General features: G+C 39.0%; 23 protein-coding genes and 3 pseudogenes. 4 read left to right on the top strand and 22 right to left on the bottom strand.

Annotated features, from left to right (window positions below):
• A pseudogene (locus tag FTV09_RS12990) lies at positions 1–111 on the top strand (IS701 family transposase); the annotation flags it as partial.
• Between the two features lie 117 nt (positions 112–228).
• Here the strand turns inward: FTV09_RS12990 and FTV09_RS12985 are convergent.
• From FTV09_RS12985 to puuE, 5 genes are all read right to left on the bottom strand, one after another.
• Entirely contained in the window at positions 229–948 is a 720-nt protein-coding gene (locus FTV09_RS12985) for an outer membrane protein OmpK (protein WP_180058567.1), read from the bottom strand.
• A gap of 125 nt (positions 949–1,073) precedes the next feature.
• Positions 1,074–2,435 carry a nucleobase:cation symporter-2 family protein gene (locus tag FTV09_RS12980; protein WP_180058566.1) on the bottom strand — a complete coding sequence of 454 codons (1,362 nt, stop codon included), beginning with the start codon at positions 2,433–2,435 and terminating at the stop codon, positions 1,074–1,076.
• A 36-nt stretch (positions 2,436–2,471) separates the two neighbouring features.
• Positions 2,472–2,792: a hydroxyisourate hydrolase gene (gene uraH, locus FTV09_RS12975; RefSeq protein WP_000625767.1), complete on the bottom strand. Its 321-nt coding sequence runs from the start codon at positions 2,790–2,792 to the stop codon at positions 2,472–2,474.
• Entirely contained in the window at positions 2,789–3,292 is a 504-nt protein-coding gene (uraD, locus tag FTV09_RS12970; RefSeq protein WP_180058565.1) for a 2-oxo-4-hydroxy-4-carboxy-5-ureidoimidazoline decarboxylase, read from the bottom strand. The genes uraH and uraD overlap by 4 nt, the downstream gene beginning before the upstream one ends.
• A 144-nt stretch (positions 3,293–3,436) precedes the next feature.
• Positions 3,437–4,399 carry an allantoinase PuuE gene (gene puuE, locus FTV09_RS12965; protein ID WP_067767026.1) on the bottom strand — a complete coding sequence of 321 codons (963 nt, stop codon included), beginning with the start codon at positions 4,397–4,399 and terminating at the stop codon, positions 3,437–3,439.
• 263 nt (positions 4,400–4,662) lie between these two features.
• Here puuE and FTV09_RS12960 point away from each other — a divergent pair, with 263 nt between their 5' ends.
• Complete coding sequence (locus FTV09_RS12960) at positions 4,663–5,046, top strand: hypothetical protein (protein WP_180058564.1); 384 nt, start codon at positions 4,663–4,665, stop codon at positions 5,044–5,046.
• Between the two features lie 56 nt (positions 5,047–5,102).
• Here the strand turns inward: FTV09_RS12960 and ureC are convergent, their stop codons facing one another.
• From ureC to FTV09_RS12895, 13 genes and pseudogenes are all read right to left on the bottom strand, one after another.
• A complete protein-coding gene (ureC, locus tag FTV09_RS12955; RefSeq protein WP_067766842.1) occupies positions 5,103–6,803 on the bottom strand; it encodes an urease subunit alpha in 1,701 nt (566 codons plus the stop codon).
• An 11-nt stretch (positions 6,804–6,814) separates the two neighbouring features.
• Positions 6,815–7,276 (bottom strand): GNAT family N-acetyltransferase, encoded by a 462-nt coding sequence (locus tag FTV09_RS12950; protein ID WP_180058563.1) that lies wholly within the window; start codon positions 7,274–7,276, stop codon positions 6,815–6,817.
• An 89-nt stretch (positions 7,277–7,365) separates the two neighbouring features.
• Complete coding sequence (locus tag FTV09_RS12945) at positions 7,366–7,674, bottom strand: urease subunit beta (RefSeq protein WP_180058562.1); 309 nt, start codon at positions 7,672–7,674, stop codon at positions 7,366–7,368.
• Between the two features lie 16 nt (positions 7,675–7,690).
• The gene (gene ureA / locus FTV09_RS12940) at positions 7,691–7,993 is read right to left on the bottom strand and encodes an urease subunit gamma (protein ID WP_180058561.1); all 303 of its coding nucleotides are present in this window, start codon (positions 7,991–7,993) and stop codon (positions 7,691–7,693) included.
• A gap of 159 nt (positions 7,994–8,152) precedes the next feature.
• Positions 8,153–9,055, bottom strand: a complete 903-nt coding sequence (locus FTV09_RS12935) for an urease accessory protein UreD (protein WP_373687708.1) — start codon at positions 9,053–9,055, stop codon at positions 8,153–8,155.
• A 33-nt stretch (positions 9,056–9,088) separates the two neighbouring features.
• The gene (locus FTV09_RS12930; RefSeq protein ID WP_180058560.1) at positions 9,089–9,661 is read right to left on the bottom strand and encodes a HupE/UreJ family protein; all 573 of its coding nucleotides are present in this window, start codon (positions 9,659–9,661) and stop codon (positions 9,089–9,091) included.
• 12 nt (positions 9,662–9,673) lie between these two features.
• Positions 9,674–10,288, bottom strand: a complete 615-nt coding sequence (ureG, locus tag FTV09_RS12925; RefSeq protein ID WP_004778085.1) for an urease accessory protein UreG — start codon at positions 10,286–10,288, stop codon at positions 9,674–9,676.
• 18 nt (positions 10,289–10,306) lie between these two features.
• Complete coding sequence (locus FTV09_RS12920; protein ID WP_180058559.1) at positions 10,307–10,972, bottom strand: urease accessory protein UreF; 666 nt, start codon at positions 10,970–10,972, stop codon at positions 10,307–10,309.
• Entirely contained in the window at positions 10,959–11,441 is a 483-nt protein-coding gene (gene ureE / locus FTV09_RS12915) for an urease accessory protein UreE (RefSeq protein WP_180058558.1), read from the bottom strand. The genes FTV09_RS12920 and ureE overlap by 14 nt, the downstream gene beginning before the upstream one ends.
• A gap of 135 nt (positions 11,442–11,576) precedes the next feature.
• Positions 11,577–11,735 (bottom strand): annotated as a pseudogene (locus tag FTV09_RS12910) (urease accessory protein UreE); the annotation flags it as partial.
• A gap of 289 nt (positions 11,736–12,024) precedes the next feature.
• Entirely contained in the window at positions 12,025–13,494 is a 1,470-nt protein-coding gene (locus FTV09_RS12905) for an NADPH cytochrome P450 oxidoreductase family protein (protein WP_180058557.1), read from the bottom strand.
• A gap of 10 nt (positions 13,495–13,504) precedes the next feature.
• The gene (locus tag FTV09_RS12900; RefSeq protein ID WP_180058556.1) at positions 13,505–14,095 is read right to left on the bottom strand and encodes a PepSY-associated TM helix domain-containing protein; all 591 of its coding nucleotides are present in this window, start codon (positions 14,093–14,095) and stop codon (positions 13,505–13,507) included.
• A gap of 25 nt (positions 14,096–14,120) precedes the next feature.
• Complete coding sequence (locus FTV09_RS12895; RefSeq protein WP_067766868.1) at positions 14,121–15,677, bottom strand: DUF2271 domain-containing protein; 1,557 nt, start codon at positions 15,675–15,677, stop codon at positions 14,121–14,123.
• 105 nt (positions 15,678–15,782) lie between these two features.
• Here FTV09_RS12895 and FTV09_RS12890 point away from each other — a divergent pair, with 105 nt between their 5' ends.
• Together FTV09_RS12890 and yddG are read left to right on the top strand one after the other, a co-directional pair.
• The gene (locus FTV09_RS12890; RefSeq protein ID WP_180058555.1) at positions 15,783–16,673 is read left to right on the top strand and encodes a DUF4198 domain-containing protein; all 891 of its coding nucleotides are present in this window, start codon (positions 15,783–15,785) and stop codon (positions 16,671–16,673) included.
• 256 nt (positions 16,674–16,929) lie between these two features.
• Positions 16,930–17,856 carry an aromatic amino acid DMT transporter YddG gene (gene yddG, locus FTV09_RS12885; RefSeq protein ID WP_180058554.1) on the top strand — a complete coding sequence of 309 codons (927 nt, stop codon included), beginning with the start codon at positions 16,930–16,932 and terminating at the stop codon, positions 17,854–17,856.
• Positions 17,857–17,922: 66 nt separating this feature from the next.
• Here yddG and FTV09_RS12880 read toward each other — a convergent pair whose 3' ends face one another.
• The 4 genes and pseudogenes from FTV09_RS12880 to FTV09_RS12865 all read right to left on the bottom strand — a co-directional run.
• Positions 17,923–19,239, bottom strand: a complete 1,317-nt coding sequence (locus FTV09_RS12880) for an MgtC/SapB family protein (protein WP_257222894.1) — start codon at positions 19,237–19,239, stop codon at positions 17,923–17,925.
• 362 nt (positions 19,240–19,601) lie between these two features.
• Entirely contained in the window at positions 19,602–20,489 is an 888-nt protein-coding gene (locus FTV09_RS12875; RefSeq protein WP_180058553.1) for a DMT family transporter, read from the bottom strand.
• A gap of 228 nt (positions 20,490–20,717) precedes the next feature.
• Complete coding sequence (locus FTV09_RS12870; protein ID WP_180058552.1) at positions 20,718–22,346, bottom strand: long-chain-fatty-acid--CoA ligase; 1,629 nt, start codon at positions 22,344–22,346, stop codon at positions 20,718–20,720.
• Between the two features lie 365 nt (positions 22,347–22,711).
• A pseudogene (locus FTV09_RS12865) lies at positions 22,712–23,104 on the bottom strand (OmpA family protein); the annotation flags it as partial.
• Between the last annotated feature and the right edge of the window lie 177 nt (positions 23,105–23,281).

The raw sequence follows: 23,281 nt of genomic DNA, 5'->3' as shown, positions 1-23,281 counted from the left end.
GAAAATGTATATCGTTGGCAGAAGAAATTATTTAGACCAGTTATCAAAAACTTCATTGATGACTTTATTCTCGATAAAAATCATCTGCTACCACAGAGAATCTATAAATAATAGTGCGTAAGTCCTACCTTAATTTAAAATTGTCTCAGAAATTAAAAGCCCCATCCGTGATGGCTTTTCAGTCTTGTACAGTGTGTTGTGTAACGATGTAAGGTTTTACCGAATTAATTAGAAGTGGTATTTCACTAGCGCGCTAAGGTTATTTTCATCCTTGCCTTTAATATTATATTTATTATTCCAAACTGAATGCTCAACGCCTACATATAGGCGTGTATCTGGGGAAATATGTTGCCCCACATTCCATTTATATTGACTGGTCCAGTTCATCTCACTGGCTGAGCCTTTTTCCACAGTTGACCAATCTAGGAAAGCATCTGCTAAGAAAGATTCTGAGCCAATTTTAAATGGTATGGTATAAGTAAGCGTCATTTGATAGTCATCAGCTTTAGTATCATTATTCACTTTATATAAATTTAATTTTGCATATTGAAAATATGGCACATCAAAGTCAAAGCCAATACCATAGAGAAAATTATCCATGTTGCTACCCGCTTCCCAAGTGGTTGCAAGCAATACATCTTTTACAGGGCCAAATTTAAGTTCTTTACCCGTTACTGCACCTAAACTCAATCGTGGTGATGCTTCGAAATAGGTTTGATCGCCATTGACGTCATTATGTGTACGGTCGGCAAAAATGAAGAAATCTCCATATTTATGCTTTGACGCGTATTCAAATGTCACCGTGGTTTGTTTGTCTTCTTTTGCAATGAGTTGGTAGTCGGTGCCATATAAACCAGTAATGCTGAAGTCTTGCCAGATTGGGGCTGCAAAGATAGAGTTGGCTGAAATAGTGCATAGAATTGCAGCTGAAAGAGGCTTAAATTTCATTAAATTGTTTTTCCTAGCGATAAATACGTTTTGAGTAATTTATTTAGCAAAAACAAAGCCAATATTTGATTATTTAATAAAAAATCCCACATTAATGCGAGATTTTTTTATTTATTTTGAATAGCTTAGTGATGACTATCTATAACAACATTGCTGGTTTTATTCACTTCTCTACTTTTAAAAAAGTTTAGATGGTTAAACACGATATTTAATACTATGGCCATGAGGCAAGTTGAGCTAATACCTGAATGGAACAGGGTTTGTACCCATTTTGGGAAGTTCGCATAGAATGAGTGATCAATAATTGGAATCATACCTGCGGCAATTGCTGTCGCCACAATGATCAGATTCTTTTGCTCACTATAATCAATTTTAGCTAATGTACGAATACCACTTGCAGCCACTGTACCAAACAATACCAAACCTGCGCCACCTAATACCGGCACAGGAATAGCAGCAATCAAACGCCCCATAATCGGTAAAATACCCAATACAACTAAGATTAAGCCACCCGCTGCAACCACAAAACGGCTTTTTACACCGGTAATCGCGACCAATCCGACATTTTGTGCAAAAGCACTTTGCATAAATGAACCAAATATTGGTGCTGCTGCACTTGAAAGCATATCGGCACGTAGCCCATTAGTAATACGTTCAGCATCGACTTTGGTACCGACAATTTCACCAACAGCGATAATATCAGCTGTAGTTTCAGTCATAATCACCAATGTCACAATTAGCATGGCAATAATGGCACTCAGTTCAAATGTTGGCATACCAAAGGCAAAGAAACTTGGGAATTGAATCCAATTGCCATTTGCGACTTTCGAGAAATCGCCAAAGCCCATCGCATAAGCCAGCACTGTACCTAGCACTATTGCCAATAAGATGGATAAACGGCGAATTGTGGCGTTTCGAGTAATATTCAACACAATGACAATGGCTAAAGTTAAAAATGCCAAACTGATATTTTCAGCACTCCCCCAATCTGGCGCTTTGCTATTGCCACCCATCATCCAACGTACTGCAACAGGCAGCAATGACAAACCAATCACGGTAATCACGCAGCCCGTCACAATTGGTGGGAAAAAACGAATAATTTTTGAAAAATATGGCGCTAAAAAGAAACCGATTAATGAAGCAACAATAACCGCACCATATACGGCCGAAAGCCCACCACCTGCGGTGACGATGGCAATCATCGTTGCCACACCTGCAAAGGATACGCCTTGAACTAGGGGTAATTTTGCACCGATGTATTTCACACCGACCGTTTGTAAAATCGTGGCTAAACCACCGACAAATAAAGCTACTGCAATTAATAAGCCAATTTGTACAGGTTCAAGTCCTGCGGCTGTACCAATAATCAGTGGCGGCGCAATAATACCGCCATACATCGTCAATACATGTTGTAAGCCATAAGCTAGGCTTTTCCCTGCACCTAAATATTCATGTTCTGGTGAAACTGTTTGATTTTGTTCTCTCATTTTTATATCCCCCCGATCCGTTTTATGATGCTGTTTTTAGCTACCGCGATATGTTGAATAGGCAAAAGGGCTAATCAACAAAGGAATATGAAAATGCTGTGAGGCATCTTTTACCAAGAAATGAATCACCGCTTTCGGGAAAAAAGTTTCGGTATTAAGACTTTCAAAATAGTCCGCTGTGGCAAACTCTAAGCTATAGCTACCCGTAGAAAATTCGCTTAAACCAAAGTCGGTCACACGGCCATCTGCATTGGTTTGCCCTTCACCAAGTAACATACCGTCTGCATTGAATAATTTAATCAAGACATTGGCAGCAGGTTTCCCCAGATTTGTATCTAAAATATGTGAGCTGATCATGCACTTAGCTCCTGTTTTAATCTTAATAAGGCAATTTCAGCCAATTGATGATGGACGATACGCTTTTCAGTTTCTGGATCATTCAAAAGGCGGTACTGCAATGCTTGTAATACATCTTCACTGCTTAAGCCTGAAGCTTTAATTAAGAAGATATAGCCGTACTTTTTTTCATAAGCGATGTTGCCTTTGAGCAATGCCATTTGTGTTTCTTCATCGGCCGAAATAGCGGATTGTTCACGGTTGGAAAAATTCTTTTCTAATTCAGAAAGTTCAGCTTGGGCTTTTTTTTCACCAATACGCGGGTGATTGTCTAAAGCAGATTTAATTTCGTCCCATGACCATGTACGAGCGGCTTGAGCCGCATGTTCCAAAATACTATCTAAAGATGCATACGGACGGTGACTGAGTAGCTCATTCGCCCAGCTTTCAATTTGCACACAGTGCTTTAAAAATGTTTTCACATCGGCTACGGATGTTTGATTAAATTCAACAAGTTGCACTATTAAATCGCCTAAAAATATTTAATGTTCGTTCAAAACATGTTTTGCAATATCAATGCCAATCCACTATTTTTTATACAAATTGCTTTTTATAGGCACAAAAAAAGAGGCACTAAGCCTCTCTTTCTTCTTTATTTTTTCTTATTACGGTGCATGGTATTTTATCCAATGTTCTGCAATATCGGCACGACGACAAACCCATACTTTTTCATGTGATTGAACATAATCTAAGAATCTTTGTAGTGCTTTAAAGCGTCCTGGTCGCCCTAAAATACGACAGTGCATGCCAATAGATAGCATTTTTGGCGCAGTTTCACCTTCGGCATATAGCACGTCAAAGGCATCTTTAAGGTATTGATAAAATTGCTCACCACTATTAAAACCACCTGGCGAGCAAAACTTCATATCATTACTTTCAAGTGTATATGGAATAATTAAATGTGGACGTGTTACACCTTCTGCATTTGTCACTGTGCTCCAAAATGGTAAGTCATCGCCATAATAGTCACAGTCATATTTAATCTGTGGAAATTCGGCAAGTAACTTTCGCGTATTCGGGCTATCACGTCCGGTATACCAACCGATTGGTGTTTTACCAAATAGCGTTTCAAGCAAGCTAATAGCTTGATCCATATGTTGGCGTTCTTGTTCTATTGGCATATCTTGATAATGCAGCCAACGTTGCCCATGTGACACAACGTCATAATTAGCTGCTTTAATGGCTTCCACAATGTAGGGATTGCGTGCCAAAGCCATACCCACACCAAAAATGGTCATGGGAAGTTGGCGCTTTTGAAACTCTTGGTGAATGCGCCAAAAGCCCGCTCGTGAGCCATATTCGTACATGGAATCCATCGACATGTGTTTGTCTGGAAAACTGGCCGCGCCGATAATATCTGACAAAAACTGTTCTGAACCTGCATCACCATGTTCTACATGGTTTTCCCCACCTTCTTCATAGTTCAATACAAATTGAACCGCGACACGAGCGCCATTTGGCCATTCCACTTTGGGTGGTTCACCATGATAGCCAATCAGATCTCTGGAATAGTCTTGTTGTTGAATTTGGTCTATCAGGTCTTGCCCACGTAAATATGTTGCTGTCACATCCATTTCCTAATTTGTTATATCAAACAGTCAAAAATTAGAATGGATTAAGCAATTAGTGCGCCAAAACTTAGTATACAAGTTTTATTTCCTTTCTAAAGGAACGACAACTCATGACGCGTGCATATTGAGCATCTAACTTTATAAATTTAATATCTAAAAAATATTTTTTCTTTGGACTGTCTAATGAATACAAAACATAAAAAATTATTAATATTTTTACTTTAGAATTTTTTCTTTCATTTTTGAGTACATTTATCTTAATGATAATAACTTATATTTCTACAGGTGGCTCTGGTATATTAAAACTAATTAATGGTTACGGTGATCAATTTAAAACACCAAATATTTTAAACTTAATTATACTTTTTATCATAGGATTAGTTTCTTGGTTTTTCTTTTATTTCTTTAATTTAAAACATAAAATTTTATTAAAAAAACTTTCCCTTGGCTTATTTGATATCTGCATTAATCTTTTAAGACTTGCCTGTGGAATCATGATTTCATTTGTTTTTTTACACTTATTGGTAGATGGGTATAATCATAAATTATTAAATTTTACATTTTTTGGATTGTTAGCCCATATAGAGGTAGTCGTATTTTCATATTTTAAAGATTATTTACTTTTCAAAAATACTAAAATTTAAAAAAGAGAAGCCTTTCATATTCAGAAAGGCTTTGTGAAATAGTGTTTTGGAAATGATTAAAATAAGAAGTAACGCTGCGCCATTGGCAATACTTCCGCAGGCTCACAAGTCAAATGCACGCCATCTGCCCTTACTTCATAAATCTCAGGATCAACCTCCATCACAGGACAATAGGTATTTAACTTCATGTCTGCTTTCGAGATATTACGAGTCGCTTTACAAGGCGAAATTAACTTATTTAATTTCAGTTTTTCTGCAACGCCATCATCAATAGCGGCTTGCGATAAAAAAGTAATGCAAGTGTTATGTACGCCGCGTGGGTAAGCGCCAAACATGGGACGATAATGCACAGGCTGTGGCGTTGGAATTGAAGCGTTAATATCACCCATCGGCGCAGCTGCAATCATTCCGCCTTTAATAATCATTGAAGGCTTAACACCAAAAAATGCAGGCTTCCATAACACTATATCGGCCAATTTACCAACTTCAATCGAACCAACTTCATGGCTTAAACCATGGGTAATTGCTGGGTTAATTGTATACTTAGCAATATAGCGCTTTACACGATTGTTATCGTGATTTTGATTATCACCTTCGAGTGAACCACGCTGCACTTTCATTTTATGTGCCGTCTGCCAAGTGCGTAATATAACCTCACCGACACGCCCCATCGCTTGCGAGTCTGAAGACATCATGGCAATTGCGCCCATATCCTGCAAGATATCTTCTGCAGCAATAGTTTCACGGCGAATCCGACTTTCAGCAAAAGCAACATCTTCAGAAATTGCAGGGTCTAAATGGTGGCAAACCATCAACATATCTAAATGTTCATCAATGGTATTGACGGTATATGGACGTGTGGGATTGGTTGAAGATGGTAAAACATTGGGTTGACCAATTGCTTTTAAAATATCTGGTGCGTGACCACCGCCCGCACCCTCAGTATGGTAAGTGTGGATGGTCCGGTTTTTAAATGCTGCTAAGGTTTCTTCTAGAAAGCCACTTTCATTTAGTGTGTCTGTGTGAATTGCAACTTGTACATCGTATTGATCCGCCACACTTAGACAGTTATCAATCGCGGCTGGCGTCGATCCCCAGTCTTCATGCAATTTTAAACCCACCACACCGGCTTTGATTTGTTCAGCGATTGGTTCAGGCTGACTCAAGTTGCCCTTACCTAACAAACCAATGTTCATGGGTAAATCATCAATGGCTTGTAGCATGGTCGCAATATGCCATGGGCCTGGAGTTACTGTGGTTGCAGATGTTCCTGCGGCGGGGCCTGTACCACCACCAATCATTGTAGTTGTGCCTGACATTAGTGCTGTTTCAACTTGTTGTGGGCAAATCCAATGAATGTGAGTATCAATCCCTCCCGCCGTTAAGATTTGTCCTTCACCTGCGATGACTTCAGTTGCTGCACCTAAAGGAATTGTAATGTCAGGTTGAATATCAGGGTTACCTGCTTTACCTATTTTCCAGATACGACCATTTTTAAGTCCAACATCGGCTTTGACAATACCCCACCAATCGACAATTAAAGCATTGGTAATGACGGTATCAGCGACCTCATCAGACAATAATTGTGACTGCCCCATACCATCCCGAATGACCTTACCACCGCCAAATTTAACTTCTTCACCATAAGTCGTGAGGTCTTGTTCAACTTGAATAAACAATTCTGTATCAGCTAAGCGAACTCTATCACCTACTGTAGGGCCAAACATTTCCGCATAAGCACGGCGAGACATTTTCATTGATGTATTTCCTATTCTAGATTTTTTGGCTTTAGCAGCTTTTGCATCGGAATAAATTGAATACCCCATTTCTCCGTTAGCGCACCGATCACTTCAAATCCATATTTTTTATAAATATCGAGTGCATAATGACTTGAATTTATTGTGATTATATTGGGATCATTTTTGAGTATTTCTTGCTCTAAAAAGTCCCACATTTGTCGACCATAACCTTGACCGTGATATTCAGGTTTTAAGAAATAATGCATGACATGTGATGGAGAGACATACGCCAAATTTCCTACGATTTTTTCATTAATTTCTGCAACAAAATAATGAATAAGTGGTCGTTGGAAGATGTTTTTCAACATATCTGGTTTAAAGCGTTCACGTCCTTCTTCAGTCACGACAACATCATCGACAAAAGGTTCAATAACAGCAGCGATAGCTTCAACATCATCAACAGTTGCTGGGCGTATTTTCATTATTAACATTTAATTCTCTTATGCTTTTTCATGTACTTATTGAACTTATTACTAACAACAATTTAATTGTTCAACAAGACACTTGAGCATAAAAATAGTTAATCCAATTTACCCATAACACGCCCTGCAAACCCATACACTTCACGTTTACCTGCAAGTGCAACCAATTCAATATCTCGACTTTGCCCCGGTTCAAAACGAACCGCTGTTCCTGCAGCGATGTTGAGTCGATAGCCTCTGGCTTGCTCTCGATTAAATTGCAAAGCATCGTTGGCTTCGGCAAAGTGAAAATGTGAGCCGACTTGAATTGGTCGATCGCCTGTATTAGCAACACGCATTTTCAGTGTTTCTCGTCCGACATTCATTTCAATGTCTGAATCAGGCGTAATAATTTCACCAGGAATCATGGCTTACTCCTTTTTATTAGACTATTGGTTGATGAACAGTCACCAGCTTTGAACCATCTGGAAAAGTAGCTTCGACTTGTACTTCTGCAATCATTTCTGCCACGCCATCCATGACATCATCACGACTCAACAAGGTTGTGCCGTAGTGCATTAACTCGCTCACGGACATGCCATCGCGTGCGCCCTCAAGCAGTGCTGCTGAAATAAATGCAATTGATTCTGGATAATTCAATTTTAATCCACGCGCTTTACGACGCTCAGCAACAAGGCCTGCGGTAAAAATTAATAATTTATCTTTTTCAGTTGGATTAAGTTCCATAACAATTTCCTAATCTTCTAAAATGTAGAATGCAAAATGCGTGCAAATTCTTCTTTCGCTCTCGCACGTTTTGATTTTTAGTGTCCTAACCCAAAGGCAAAATGAACACTTAATCTATTAATCTTGCTAGACCTATCTACTTTCCAATGATGGCAAAACTTAAGTGCGCCAAATCCGTGGAAATTCTTCTGCTAGGTCATACCAATAGCGTCTTAAACGGGCACGGACTGCTGCAAAAGCATCATGGCATTCACGTACATCATCGCCTAAATAACGTGCACAAATCACATCATCTAACAGGGTTAAAGTCACCGCTAGATTCATCCGCATAATCAATTCACGGATTAATTCGATATGTTCAGCCAGTAATGTTGTTTGCCTTAAATGCGATGGTGCTACTGCCCAGAAACTTCCCATCACAGCATGTCCATTCATACCTAAACAGGATGTAAGCCACCGATCCTGCCCCTTAAAATTTAAACTATCTGCAACCAATAATTTGTCTGCACGATACAGCCTAAATTTGCTTTGGTATTGCCCTTGCTGAAAGATTTCACCACGTGCTTGTCGACCGATGACCAACATATCCCACCCAATAAAACTGGCCATTTCATCTAGATGAATATGTGTTTCAGAGTCAGCATTGGCACCATCAAAAAGCATGGTTTCTTGCGGTAACCATTCAAATGTCGCCTGTGCTGCGACATGTATATGAATATGCTGATAGGCTTGCTTACCATTGGTTTTGTACCATTTTCCTGCACCGGGCGTGGTAACTAACGCATGCGCATTCGCCTCAACTTTCATATCAAAAGTCAGATGGTCTCCGCCAGCAATTCCTGCTGGTGGATGCACAATAATGGCATGGCAAATACCAGTTTTTTCAGGCCACAACATCTTCTGAACGCGTACAGGCCCATGATGCTTGCGATGCTGTAATACGGTTCGATTTGACTGTGCTTGATAGGCAAAACCAAGTTCCAAACAGGCATACCACAGTTGGTTGTTATGCTGCTGTAGTACCGATTTAAGCTTTGTTTCGCTTAATGCCATATCATTCATTTGCATCTCCGTTTTTTTGAGATGAATGAGGCATTAAGCCAAACCAATTACAGCAACAATAGCTGCCAGAGCGCCAATCATTTGCTTACCATAAGGCACATATTTTTGAATAAATGCGCCGACGAGCAAACCGAATCCGTATATAGATGCCATCGCCGTCACCATACCAGTGACCAGCAAAACTGCCTGACCGCTTTGGCCAAGTTCCGTACCATGTGCAACGCCATGAAAACCGGCCAAAAGTGCAGCAATAAAAGGAACGGCTTTATTGGTTTTGGTCCAAAGAGCAACAGCTAATACAATTAGCGACGCAATAATGCCGTTTTCAGCAATTGCTGTTGCCAAGTGAAATTGTGCACCGATCATAAAGCCGACAATCATTGCGGCAGATAAACCAAATAGGCCGGCCCATTTCCAGCGCTGGTGGGCAGTCCATATTAATACACCAAATGCTAACGCCATCATCAGATGATCAAGCCCTGTAAATGGATGGACAAAACCGCTGATAAAACTATTATGGCTATGCTCATGGCCTGGATGTGCCATTGCTGCCAAGGGAAAGAATGCCAACGATGTGAATGTAATTCTTTGCAATAATAACTTCATAGTGGATGCCCCTTATGCTTTAAACAAACCTTGTTTTTCAATAAAACTAATGATGTCATTTAAGCCATCTTTAGTTTTCATATTGGAAAATAGAAAAGGTTTTTCACCGCGCATACGTTTCGCGTCTTGATCCATCACATCCAAATTTGCTCCAACCATTGGCGCAAGGTCGGTTTTGTTGATAATTAATAAATCAGATTTGGTAATACCAGGGCCGCCTTTACGTGGAATTTTCTCTCCACCTGCAACATCAATAACATACAGGGTTAAATCTGAAAGTTCCGGGCTAAATGTTGCTGCCAAATTATCACCACCACTTTCAATAATGATCAGTTCAAGACCATCAAATTTTTCGCACAAGTCATCAATAGCCGCGAGGTTAATGGACGCATCCTCACGAATTGCGGTATGCGGGCAACCACCTGTTTCTACACCAACAATACGCTCAGGTGACATCGCTTCATGGCGTGTTAAAAAATTGGAATCTTCTTTGGTATAAATATCATTGGTCACCACCGCCATATTGTATTTTTCACGCAGTGCCTGACATAAATTTAAAGTCAGCGCTGTTTTACCTGAACCAACTGGACCGCCAATACCTACGCGTAATGGGCTACGTTCTGTCATGTGAAATGTCCTTTATTTTTAAGATCTAAATAATCGCGAATATTGAGTTTCGTGTGCCATACTGAGCATGGTGTAATTAGGTAAGGCGCTACTGAGTTCAGCATCTTGCAGTGCTAAAGCACGTTCAATTGCCTCTGGAATCAGCCCATGCACATGCCATAAAATCCGTTGTCCACTCATCTGTCCAAGTGGTACAGTTTTCACGGCAGCCAACACCTGATTTTCAAGTAGGGTAAAGGTATAAGCAGTCAAAACCTCTGCAACATCGAGTTCGAGTTGTCCACAAAGATGCGCATAGATGGGTACGAAACCGATCTGCTTTTTTAATTTCACAGGCTTTTTCAGCACATCACGAATCCACGCATTTAATGAAAATGCCAATTGCTGTGATTCAGCCAATAACTCTTTGCTTTCTCGACTCGCTCTATATAACTGCGCCCAGTATTCAAACTGCTCAGGCTGATCAAAAGATATTATTAGGCGTTTCAAAACGGGCAGCTCAAACCGTACCAAAAGCATTTCAAGCACTTCTTCAAAATAAGCAATGCTCGAGGTTTCATCAAAAATTAAGCTCTGATCAATCGCACTTTCTACCCCTTGAGAATAACAGTAGGCCCCAATTGGTAGTGCCGTTGAGGACAAAGTCAACAGACTTAAAAGCTGTGAAGCATTAGGCGTGGACATGATGCAAAGCCTTAATTGGGCTTAATCTGTGATCATGCTGATGCTGTGCATAGGCACCGCTTTCAGGCTCAAATGGATGCATGGTTTCATCTACCGTTAGACCAAGTCCAATTATCATTTCCGCCAATACATGATCTGGCTCAAAATACAGCGCCGTTGGGGTGAGCATTAAAGGCACGTGACGATTACCTAAGTGATACGCTGCTTTTAATAAATCAAAGCTGCTTGGTGCTTCTACTTTCATGAGTTTTTCTGCTTTGGCATCGACACGCAGTACATCACCCTCTTGAGTTGCGATATATGAACCGTGCCTTAAAATGCCTGTACGGGGTAAATCTGCACCAATATCGTGCCCATTAGGTAAAGTTGCACGAAAACGGCTCTTTTGTCGTGTATCAAATGTCAGTTCAACTACCGCGACATTTTCTTGTACGACATTACCCTCAAGTCTTTCCGTATAGATTTTCATAAATACCCAATCTCAATTTCTTTTATCGTGATTCGTGAACTAAATTGATGCTAAATTCAGCATTAAATGAATGATTTGCATTAAAATAATGCACTATTCATGCCAATCTTATTTTTGCCAAGCATTTTATTTTTGCCGTAAAATGCCTGTACGGGGTAAATCTGCACCAATATCGTGCCCATTAGGTAAAGTTGCACGAAAACGGCTCTTTTGTCGTGTATCAAATGTCAGTTCAACTACCGCGACATTTTCTTGTACGACATTACCCTCAAGTCTTTCCGTATAGATTTTCATAAATACCCAATCTCAATTTCTTTTATCGTGATTCGTGAACTAAATTGATGCTAAATTCAGCATTAAATGAATGATTTGCATTAAAATAATGCACTATTCATGCCAATCTTATTTTTGCCAAGCATTTTATTTTTGCCGTGTCTATCTAATTATTTTGAAATTTGCTTCGTGCAAGACATCTTAATTATTAAAAAATATGTGATTGCCGATAATTATTCAGATGGCCATAAAAAAATCCCCCATCGATGGAGGATTTTATAAATAGAATTTATGTCAATCTAGCTAAGCATTAATACACATCTCGTCGGTAGTGACCGACCTTACGTAAGGCATTAATTTGTTTAGCACCTAAAATTTCTACTAAAGCATCATCAATACCTTGGGCCATATTTAAACTACCACAGAGATAAATACATGCCCCTTGTTCAACCCAATGTTTAAATTCATTGGCATGATTACGCAGCACATCTTGTACGTATTTTTCTGACGATTTATCACGAGAGAAAACGCGATTTATAGTCGTAATTTGACCTAAGCGTTGCCAAGTTTCTAAATCTTCACTAAATACGCGATCAAAAGCCGATTGTCGCTCACCATATATCAACCAGTTTTGATACTGTACATCGTCTATACGCTGTTTTAAATGCGCAAGCAAACCAGCAATACCTGAACCATTACCAATAAATATCGCAGGTCGAGCTTCCTTGCACAGATGAAAACTCTGATTACAGCGCACATAAGCATGAATACTTTGCCCCAATTTCAACCCTTGAGTTAACAAGCCTGAACCGAGTCCCAATTCAGCACCGTCTATCTCTTGTCGAACCACTAAATCAAGTTGACCTTCTGACTGAATGCTGGCAATCGAATATTCACGTACAGGTAATTGCTTAAAACCTTCTAACCACTCTGCTGTTTGTTGTTGTGGTAACTGAGCAGGTATGTCTCGTAAATTACGATCACGCAATTGCTCAATTTGTATAGCATTTAAATCAGGAAACTTAACTTGAAAGTCTTGTAAAATTTGATTGCTATTTTCACATTGAATTTCAACAATATCGCCCGATTGCCATGTCATAGTTGGGCTAACAGCAAAACAAAGATGGTACAAGGCATTACCCTGACTACCTTGGTTTAATAAATGGCGTGATTTAAGCTGTATCGCATGCCACTCACGCACAGGTGTACTCAAAGCAAAATCATGTTGGAACTGCTGTGCCAGCAGATTATTCCAATGCAGTAAATCATCTTGTGAAAGCTGATCAACAGTTACGAGATCAAACCAAGGTGTGGCCTTATGCTGTTGCAACATCTGGTTCAGTCGATGGCCAAACTCGCAAAAGTTAGCATATCGACGATCACCTAAAGCCAGAACAGCATAACTTTGATGAGCTAAATCAAGATTTTGTTTCAATATATGATGATCAAAATGTTGCGCTTGATCTGGTGCATCACCCTCACCATAAGTACTGACTATCCAAATCACACGCTTTGCAGTTTGTAATTGCTTAGCACTTAATTGCTCAATATTGAGTAATTGAACTTGCTCACCTGCTTCAGCCAATTGTGCAGCGGTTTGGATAGCGAGATGTTCAGACTGACCTGACTGGGTTGCATATACAATTAGCAAAGTATTTGCAGAAATTAACTTTAACTGATTCGCTCGAATGCGTTGTAGCATTAAGACAACAATTGCAATCAGATAAAGAATCAATAACAGTGAAAAGAATATTAGCAATGTTGATACTGCTTGTGTCATCACAATGCACCTACACCGCTATCCAAATGAATAAGATCAATACCGCTAAACTTGCTGCTGTTAACAACAAATGTGTCAATAAACGCGATTTGATACTTAAGAACAAGATAAAACCTGCAATAGATAAAATTAGGATAGTGATGGCACTAATATCAATGAGCCAGCTCCATGCCGTCCCCGCATTTTTACCACGATGTAAATCATTGATAAGTGATACAGTAGAGGCAGGTTTACTGCTGACTTCAATTTCACCAGTATCGAGCATTGCCCAGACATCTGTAGAGCCTGCAGGACTTTCTAAGCGAATCATCACTTCACCATCCAGCACTTCACTACTTTGGAAGCGCCCAACTAACGTATGTTCTGCACGTACAAAGTTCAATATATCCGTACTTGGGTTTTCTTCTCCTTTAACCTTAGCAAGCAAGTCGGGTGTCATGCTGACAGTCACAGTATTTTCAGCTTTTGCGGGTTCAAACCAATTTGGATTGTTCAGAAATAAACCCGTCAAAGCGAAAAACATTAATATCAGAAAAGCAAAAGCTGATAGCCAACCATGCACATAGCGTGCATGGCGATAAAAATCTCGACGTTGGTACACTTATATAAACCTTATTCCAACTCTATTAATGAACTTTTTGGAAGTTCAGATTTACAGCACCAATTTCAGCTTGTGCAGCTAAGCGTTGTTTACTTGCTTTGTTCCCAACATTCAAATTCATCGTTTGATAAGAATGGTCGCCGTGTTCACGTGTGGTTTCAATGTGGACAATATACTGCCCCGCAGCAACCGCGCGACCATTGTCATCCTTACCGTCCCAGGCAAGTTTGTAGTTACCAGGGTGACGTGATGGCTTCGCTACAGCATCTAAATTGGTCATTTGACGGCCGTAACGCTTCCACCAGACATAGTTTGAATTAATCCAACGCTCATCTTTACCCCATACGGCTAAAGTACGCACAATTTTTTTGTTGGCATCTGTCACCCAAACAGAAACGTAGGGCGCACGATATTTTTCAACATTAATTTTTGGAATAGTTAAATCAATGACAGCTTGATAACCTGCAGGCCACTTTGCAGATGAACCAGCCGCAACAGCGAGCATTTCAGGTGATTGGGCTTGCAGCAAATTATTCCAACCAGCTGATTGGAAAGTATCGCCATTTGACAAGGTCATTTGTGCTTCATAACCAATTAAGCTTTCAATGAGCTCAATCCCTTCAGCAGGTGTCATTGCAGCTAAAGCTGTAGCCAAAGCATCTGCATCTGCAGCACATTGACCAACCACCACACATTGTTCTACTTGCTGCAATGGCATGCCTGTTTTTGGATCGAGTAAATGGCTTTGACCTGCAAGTGTACGGTAACCTTTTCCTGAAAAAGCGACAGCTTGATCATTCAAGTTTAAAACTTGTGATGGCACGGCCAAATCGTAGTGGTTAAACGCATCTTGAACACCAATACTCCAGCCTTGCTTTTGCGGTGCATTTCCCCAAACACGAATATCACCACCAATATCAACCAATATTCCCGCAATTGCTGGAACTTTTTGACGTGCTGCAACTAAAGCACGGTCAATGATATAACCTTTAGCGTAGGCATCAGGCGCAATTTTGACATCTACATTTAACTGAATCGCAGACTTTTCTTGATTTATTTGAACCGCATCTGCTTGAAGTTCTTTGAGTACACCAGCACGTGTTTCATCATCGAGTTGTACAACACCCTGAGATTTTTCCCAAAGCGCAATCAATTGACCTAAACGTGCATCAAAAGCACCACATGTTTTATCACGCCATACTTCACATGCTGCAATCACTTCAATCAGTTCTGGTGAAGCATCATTTGCATGGCCAGTTTGATTTAAAAGCGAAATTTCACTGTCTGCGCGCCATACAGAAAGTTTTTGATCTAAAGCTGCAATTTCTTTTTGCATAATATCTAAAGCTAGATTTGCATCTTGCTTAGACACACCTGTAATAATGACATCGAGTGATGTACCGAGGATATGGTCACGATGGAATCGATGCGTTAACTGTGCTTCGTTTTCAGCAGGTATAGCTGACGCTGATTTATCAGCAGCGTTCGCTTGTAAAGGAGAGATCAGTGCCAGCGCCATAACCAATGGTGTGAGACGAAATGCCTTACGAAGTGGGTAAGATTTTTTTGCAGCAGAAGTCATACTGACTCTCCGAAATATTTTTTTGAATTATTATTGATAATGATTGTAGTTATCAAGTAGATTAAGTCGGATTATCTTAAATATTATTTCCTAAGAGTGCGGAAAATGAATAACTGGTTAAAAATTGCTTTACTAACCTCGCTTCCGGTTTTAAGCCATGCTCATACCATGAGTCCTTTTTTGCTGCCTGAAGTGTTTGATACCAATGCTGGGCAAAGCATTAGTTTCCAAAGTGCAATTACCATTGAGAAATTCTTTATTCCAGGTATTAACTTTAAAACCACTTATTTAGTTACTGAGCCAGATGGTCAACAAAAGCCTATCAATGCTGCTGCAACACTCAAACGTTTTAATATAGCTGAAATGGATATTCCTAAAGAAGGTACTTATCATATCCGTACTCAAGATGCTGTAGGTAATAGCGTAAAATATGCATTGGTTGATGGTCGTTGGTTACGTGTTCGACCAGTACGTGCTCCAAGCCCTCAGCAAGCTGCTCGCCCTGCTGAGCCTACAAAAGCACCGATGGCAGCACCAGCAAATGTACAACCTCCTCGTATGATTGCTGCTGACCAAGTACCAGCAAATGCGCAAACTTTAGAAGTTACGAATAATTTCATTGCTGAAAGCTATATAACGAAAGGCAAACCATCGCCATTACCAAAATTAACCAACAAAGGTTTTGAAGTTAAGTTACTAACCCATCCAAGCGAGTTATACGAAGGTGAAAGCCTGAAATTACAAGTTTTGGTAGACGGTAAGCCTGTACCAAACTTAGAACTTGATGTATTCAAAGGCGCTAGCAGCTACGAGCCAAATGAAAAACGCGAAATGCCGCACGCGAAAACCAACGCGAAAGGTGAAGCTGAAATTAAATTTAGCGATGATGGTATTTACCTCATCACGGCATCTTATCCAGAAGCAAATCCAGACAATACCAAAAAGCCAGCACCTGCAAACTACACTTATGGTTTAACCATTCAAGTGAGTGAGTAAGTAATATTTAGGCTGTATATACAGATCTAAATCTGAATTAAAAAATACCACTTTAACCGTGAAATAATTTAAAGCGGTTACAGTGGTTTTTATTATTGCATGATCACTATAATCACAACAGTAAGCCTTTAATACGGCTGATGTGCTCTGTATTCATCAAGGCTCATTTTATTTTTAAAGTTACAATACGATGATAAATAACTGCGGTATCATTCACTCTCAATTTCACAATTAAAAATCAAACCCTCGAGCAATCATGTCCAAAAACCTCGCAACACTGATTGGTTTCAGTGCGATTCTTCAATGGTCTTCTATTGTAGGTCTATTGAAAAAAATCAGCTTCACACTTGGGCCTGACCTCTCGGTTTTGTTTATGTACAGCTTTAGCGCGGTCATTTTACTGCTACTCTTTCGTATTCCTAACTTAAAACAGGTTCCTCGCAATTATCTATTTTTTGCAACGATTCTGTTTGTAGTCTATGAACTGTGTTTCTCTTATGCCATTGCATTAGCTCAAACGGCACAGCAAGCCATTGAAATTAGTCTGGTTAATTATTTATGGCCGAGTTTAACCATTGCAGCTTTAATTTTGTTTAAAGAACTTAAGTTTAATTTCTTTGTCATTATAGGTTTAGCAATCAGTTTAAGCGGAATAGTATTAATTCAAACTGGTAATGAAAGCTTTAACTGGGCAACTGTTTTTGCAAATGTGCAAATAAACCCAATAAATTATATTTTGGCTTTTTTAGGCGCAAGTTTATGGGCACTCTATTGTGTAATCACCCGTAAATATAGCCAAGGTCATAACCCCATAGCATTTTTCTTTTTAGTCATTTCCTTTGTACTTTGGCAGAAAATGCTCGTTTTTCATGGTATTCCTGAAATTCCACATATTGATTTAAATACAGGCATATTAATGTTAATGGTTTCTACTGTCACAGCATTGGGTTATGCGGCATGGAATATCGGTATTATTAAGGGTAACATCACAATATTAGTCACGTTATCGTATTTTAGCCCTATTTTTTCATCGCTCATTTCCATGTTTATTCTACAGACAAATTTATCTTTAAGTTTTTGGCATGGTGCAATTTTAGTCACAGTCGGTTCATTAATTTGCTGGATTTCAACCAGTTGGCCTCAAATTAAAACCAAACTTCAACTACTTAAATCCGCACATTAGAAAAAAACTTCAATAATTCCATGTAATTTTAAAAAATAAAACTTATTAAAAATTTGCGATACATTTTTAAACCCAATAAATTATGGCTGCAATCACACAAGTAATATGTAAGATTTGTATAGGTGCAAAATACAGAAAATAGGCTGTACCACCTGTCATCCAAGCATTGATACATTTTGAGCAAGCGTGTGCAGCAAGGCCAACCATAACTGCATAGACCAATGTCATGTTTTCTATGCTACCTTGCATGACGACAGTTGCCATTGCAGCATGAACTTCAAATAAAGATGCCAACAATGTACCAATAATCAATCCACTATCACCTAACAATAAATTAAGACCGTATACTGCTGCTTGGATTAATGTCAGGCTTATAGCAATAATAGCGGCTTGCTTTAAGCTAAACATACGAGTGTCATTAATTGATTCTGCATCTATATCATTTTGAAGTACAAGGTCTGGTGTATTTGGGGCTGCAATTTTAGGTAAATCTGTTGAATTGGAAAAATTAGACTTTTTAAGATTGGAAACATAAATAAAGCCGGCAATCATTAAAATGGTGATACCCAATAGGCAAGGCAATAAGAGTAAAGTGAACCATTCTAGGCTGAGTCCAGCAACAATAATGAGTAATTGTAATAAGGTTGCCACACATGAAAATAAGCCTGCCCCTGCATTTGATTTGGCATCGCCATGCCCCTGACGTACTTCCATTCCTAAACTTGCGATTGTCGCCGTGCTTGATACAAAACCAGATGCTACGGCAGATAAAATTAATGCTTTATTTCGCGATAACAAGCGTTTGGCGATATGTGCTACTGATTGCACCACTAAAATTAAAATCAGCAATTTTAAAATAACATAAGGATTCAGAACTGCGCCCCATAAAGGTTTATTGGGCATTAGCGGTAACGCAATTAGTAACAGCGCCAATAAAAATAGCCCATCACGCAATTCATAATCTTTAATCCAATTGCCTGCAATACCGTGTAAATAAGGCTTTCCCATTAAAATTAATGTTAAAACTACGGCAAGACCAGCTGCGAGTGGAATCTGATACACACACAGTGTGCCTATAAAATAGGTCATAACAAACGCAAGTTCTGTGGTAGACCCAATATCCTGCTTTTGTTTGAATAATCCATAAATACTAAATGCGATAATGGCACATGCGCCAACGATGCCTACTGAAAGATGAATAAGAAAACACAGTGCTCCCAATAGCGCACAAATTGAAAAGGAACGAAGTCCAGCAAAACTCTGTTCTTTAACTTGATTATTATTACGTTGTCGTTCAAGCCCAATCAGTAAACCGCAGCCTAACGCCGCGCCCATAATACTGAGCAAATGCTGGAAAGATAAACTGATTAAAAGGCTATTCAATTTATTACTCCCTTAGGCAAATTCTTGTATATTTCACATTCAATATAATTCTAATCTTATGTAGCGAATATATAGCTCGAAATAAGAAACACTTTAAAATTAAAGTACTTTTCTAAGCAGACTTAAAAGTTCTTGGCCCATTTACTAGAGTTCATTTAATAGTGCTGATGATAAAATGAAAAATAGCTATGAAACTTAAGCACTTCATTTATAAGCACTAACTATTGCTTCACATCTCAAATTGATCATACCCTGTGCGATAAATGATGTAAATTATTCATGCTATTTTGTGCAAAGTATTTATATATACAAATGCCAATGTACTTTGGAAAATTGGCATGTTCAAAGCTTAATAATATATTTTAAGCCCAAATTACCATAATGGCAGCAATCACAACCAAGCCAAGCCCCCAATGGTCTGTTCGTGCTAATTTTTCTTTAAAGAAATAGGCTGAAATCAGTAGACTAAATAAAATTTCAATCTGCCCTAGCGTTTTAACAATCGCGACGGTTTGCATGCTCATTGCCGTAAACCATCCCAAAGAAGCAAGGAAACTACAAATACTCACGCGAAACGTCAAGCCAAGGCGTTGCCACATGGCGCCTAAGGTTGATCGGCTAAAAATACCCAAGTAAAGCAACATAATAAAGCATTGAAAACCAATAACACTAAGTAATACCCATGCTGCACGGTGAATAACAGGTAGTGTGGATAATTCTAAACTTGCTTCACGAACTAACAAGGATGTCACGGCAAAACTTAGACCACTGCCAATACCAACACATAAAGTTGAAATGGACAGTTTCTGTTTTTGATTGCCTTTGCTGAGTAAAAATACGGCAATACCACCGATAGCCACACCCCCCCAGCCCATTAAACTTAAATGCTCTGCGAGAAAAATTACACCCACTATTGCCGCAAGAATCGCTTCACTTTTCGCAAGTCCAACACCAATAGCATAATTTTTTTGTTTAAATAGCAAAACCATTAATATGGTTGCCAAAATTTGGCTTAACCCTGCTATAACAATATAAATCCAAAATTGAGTCGTAAATGATGTTTCAACTGAAATACGTTGCTGCTGATATAAAAAATATAAATATAATCCAGCAAGAGGTAATCCAAATATAAAGCGCGCTAAAGTTACGCCATACACATCGACCGTTGTACTTAATTGCTTTTGAAAAGCATTACGCCAAGACTGCATAAAGGCAGCCATTAAAGTAAATAAAATCCAAGTGGGAAACATATATATTTAAAAAAAGTCAAAGCCTTTCAAATGTACGCGTATCCTAGGTTGAATGCGAGTTTATCTTGTACTTAAATGATTGAAGAATTTTTATTAGTATTTCAAGAATAAATTATCAATTGTATCTTTGCCGGATAAAAAAATTAAAGAAACCGATCTAAGGATTGTGCATACAAAAGACCGTAATATTGACTCAATATTACGGTCTCGATGAAACTTATTGCTCAATTAGCTGTCCATGAGTACAGAACCAAACTGTTCACGTAAATCCTTTTTCAGCATTTTGCCTGTGCCACTCAGGGGAATTGCATCCACAAAAATGACTTTGTCTGGCACCTGCCATTTCGCTACTTTATCGGCATAGTAATCCAAAATTTCAGTATCAGATAAATCGACATCTGGCTTTTTAATCGCAATTAAAATTGGACGTTCATCCCATTTTGGATGTGTCGCTGCAATCACAGCAGCCATTGCAATTTTTGGATGTCCCATCGCTAAGTTTTCTAGATCGACAGATGAAATCCATTCACCACCTGACTTAATCAAATCTTTAGAACGATCACTAATTTTCAAGAAACCATCTTCATTTAGTGTTGCAATATCACCAGTATCGAACCAACCGTCTGAAGTTAATGCAGATTCGGTTTTTCCAAAGTAGTTATTGATAATCCAATGACCTTGGATTTGTAAGTTACCCGTTGTTTCGCCATCACGAGTGACTTCATTGGTGCCATTTTCTTCATCGGTAATGCGTAAATCGACACCAAATGGTGGACGACCTTGTGAAAGACGTACTTGAAGTTTTTCTTCATCAGATAAATGTTGATGTTTCGCTTTAAATTGGTTTGCTGAACCCAGTGGACTAGTTTCGGTCATTCCCCAAGCATGAATGGTTTCACAGCCAAATTGCTCTTTAAATACTTTTAGCATTGCTGGTGGACAAGCTGAGCCGCCAACAACATTTCGCGTTAAGCTTTCAAGTTTACTTCCAGCTTGCTGCGCTGCATTGATCAAGCCTTGCCAAATTGTTGGCACACCTAAAGCCACTGAAACCTGATATTGATCAATCATTTGAGTCAGGCTTGCACCATCAAGGCCTGGGCCAGGCAATACCAAGGTACAGCCCACCATAGCCGCGGCATAAGGCGTACCCCATGCATTTACATGGAACATTGGCACAACAGGCATCATAATATCGCGTGCAGAAACATTCAGTGAGTCTGGCATACTAATGGCATAACTGTGCAGTACGGTTGAACGGTGACTATAGAGAACACCTTTCGGATTACCTGTAGTACCTGAGGTATAACACAATGAACTTGCAGACAATTCATCAAGTTCAGGCCAATCAAAGTTAGCATTTTGTTGCGCGATTAACTCATCATAAAACTTAATTTCAGGAAAATCCTGTGAAATTGCTTCATCAACAGCATCTAAACAAATATAGTGTTCAACCGATTTTAAAAGTGGTTTAACCGCTTTAACTAGAGGTAAAAAAGTTTTATCAAATAAAATGACGCGATCAGATGCGTCATTAATAATAAAAATAAGTTGTTCTGGGAACAAACGTGGATTAATAGTATGACAGACGTAACCACTGCCTGAAATGGCATACCAAGACTCTAAATGGCGGTGATTATTCCATGCAATGGTTGCAATACGATCACTAAGATCCAAACCAAATGATGCTAAAACATTTGCAAAGCGCTTAGAGTTTTCATGAACTTTGCCCCAAGTGGTTTCCGTAATTGTGGTATCGGTATTCTTCGAAATTACCAAACTATCTGCATGGTAACGACCCGCATGTTCAATCATGCTGCTAATTAAAAGCGGTTTAAACATCATATTGCCAAGCATTCATTGCTCCCGATCTTATCCATAATTACATTGTTCTAATGCTGCAAATCTATGCAGAACTTTTATCAGCAACCTTTCCTAATTCTATAAAAACGGCAACATTCTTTAATTAGGAAACGTCACGGTTCACAGCCGATATGAAGTGCATACCTGAAACTGCTCATTATGTTTTAACCTGAATTTATACGATAAGCTACTAATATTTTTATCTAATTGTTACCGTACTTTTATAGAGAAATGTTATGTATTTTAATTTTATTTATTCTTTAATACATCAATTAATGTAGAGATTTAACAGATTAAATCAGCCTCTAATAAAAAGCCCAGTGTCATTCACTGGGCTCAAGACCATCTGATTTAAAGGATTAAAGTACTTCAAATTCAATACGGCGGTTTTTCTTTCGACCTTCAGGGGTTGCATTATCAGCGACTGGTTTATTCGATCCCATGCCATCCGTACTTAAACTAGCCGCGGCAATATTTTTTGAAATCAGATAATCTTTTACTGCATTTGCTCTTTGCTGACTCAAACTCAAGTTTTTCTCTGCATTACCTGAACTATCTGTATGACCAATAATCCTGACTTTCTTACCACCCACACGATTCAACACAACAGCCATTTCATCCAAAATTTGTACACCTGACGCAGCTAAAATAGCACTGCCAGATTCGAATTCAATAATCCGATTACGTAGTGCTGCATCAATAATCGCTTGTTCTGCTTGGTTTACTGAAAGCTGCGTATTTAAACGAAATGGAAAAGTAGTCATTTCAGAACGCGACCCTTGGGCAATGCGCGGTTATCAACTTTATCACTTGGAGCGTAAAACCTCGTGGTTCAGCACGAGGATATAAGCGACTGGCGTAAGCCATACGACATGGAATGTCGTATTAAATATCTTTGTTGTTCATTACTTAAAATATTATTGTTAAAA

It is taken from the genome of Acinetobacter sp. YH12227 (genome assembly GCF_013417785.1).
Lineage (GTDB): Bacteria > Pseudomonadota > Gammaproteobacteria > Pseudomonadales > Moraxellaceae > Acinetobacter > Acinetobacter gandensis.
The sequence above is the reverse complement of the archived record's forward strand: the minus strand, read 5'-3'. Positions and strand labels throughout refer to the sequence as shown.

Excerpts from the sequence above, each read along its gene's own strand:
- FTV09_RS12985 (WP_180058567.1), bottom strand. The coding sequence starts at position 948 with ATGAAATTTAAGCCTCTTTCAGCTGCAATTCTATGCACTATTTCAGCC.
- FTV09_RS12980 (WP_180058566.1), bottom strand. The coding sequence starts at position 2,435 with ATGAGAGAACAAAATCAAACAGTTTCACCAGAACATGAATATTTAGGT.
- uraH (WP_000625767.1), bottom strand. The coding sequence starts at position 2,792 with ATGATCAGCTCACATATTTTAGATACAAATCTGGGGAAACCTGCTGCC.
- FTV09_RS12960 (WP_180058564.1), top strand. The coding sequence starts at position 4,663 with ATGATAATAACTTATATTTCTACAGGTGGCTCTGGTATATTAAAACTA.
- ureC (WP_067766842.1), bottom strand. The coding sequence starts at position 6,803 with ATGAAAATGTCTCGCCGTGCTTATGCGGAAATGTTTGGCCCTACAGTA.
- FTV09_RS12950 (WP_180058563.1), bottom strand. The coding sequence starts at position 7,276 with ATGTTAATAATGAAAATACGCCCAGCAACTGTTGATGATGTTGAAGCT.
- FTV09_RS12945 (WP_180058562.1), bottom strand. The coding sequence starts at position 7,674 with ATGATTCCTGGTGAAATTATTACGCCTGATTCAGACATTGAAATGAAT.
- ureA (WP_180058561.1), bottom strand. The coding sequence starts at position 7,993 with ATGGAACTTAATCCAACTGAAAAAGATAAATTATTAATTTTTACCGCA.
- FTV09_RS12935 (WP_373687708.1), bottom strand. The coding sequence starts at position 9,055 with ATGAATGATATGGCATTAAGCGAAACAAAGCTTAAATCGGTACTACAG.
- FTV09_RS12930 (WP_180058560.1), bottom strand. The coding sequence starts at position 9,661 with ATGAAGTTATTATTGCAAAGAATTACATTCACATCGTTGGCATTCTTT.
- ureG (WP_004778085.1), bottom strand. The coding sequence starts at position 10,288 with ATGACAGAACGTAGCCCATTACGCGTAGGTATTGGCGGTCCAGTTGGT.
- FTV09_RS12920 (WP_180058559.1), bottom strand. The coding sequence starts at position 10,972 with ATGTCCACGCCTAATGCTTCACAGCTTTTAAGTCTGTTGACTTTGTCC.
- ureE (WP_180058558.1), bottom strand. The coding sequence starts at position 11,441 with ATGAAAATCTATACGGAAAGACTTGAGGGTAATGTCGTACAAGAAAAT.
- FTV09_RS12905 (WP_180058557.1), bottom strand. The coding sequence starts at position 13,494 with ATGACACAAGCAGTATCAACATTGCTAATATTCTTTTCACTGTTATTG.
- FTV09_RS12895 (WP_067766868.1), bottom strand. The coding sequence starts at position 15,677 with ATGACTTCTGCTGCAAAAAAATCTTACCCACTTCGTAAGGCATTTCGT.
- FTV09_RS12890 (WP_180058555.1), top strand. The coding sequence starts at position 15,783 with ATGAATAACTGGTTAAAAATTGCTTTACTAACCTCGCTTCCGGTTTTA.
- yddG (WP_180058554.1), top strand. The coding sequence starts at position 16,930 with ATGTCCAAAAACCTCGCAACACTGATTGGTTTCAGTGCGATTCTTCAA.
- FTV09_RS12875 (WP_180058553.1), bottom strand. The coding sequence starts at position 20,489 with ATGTTTCCCACTTGGATTTTATTTACTTTAATGGCTGCCTTTATGCAG.
- FTV09_RS12870 (WP_180058552.1), bottom strand. The coding sequence starts at position 22,346 with ATGCTTGGCAATATGATGTTTAAACCGCTTTTAATTAGCAGCATGATT.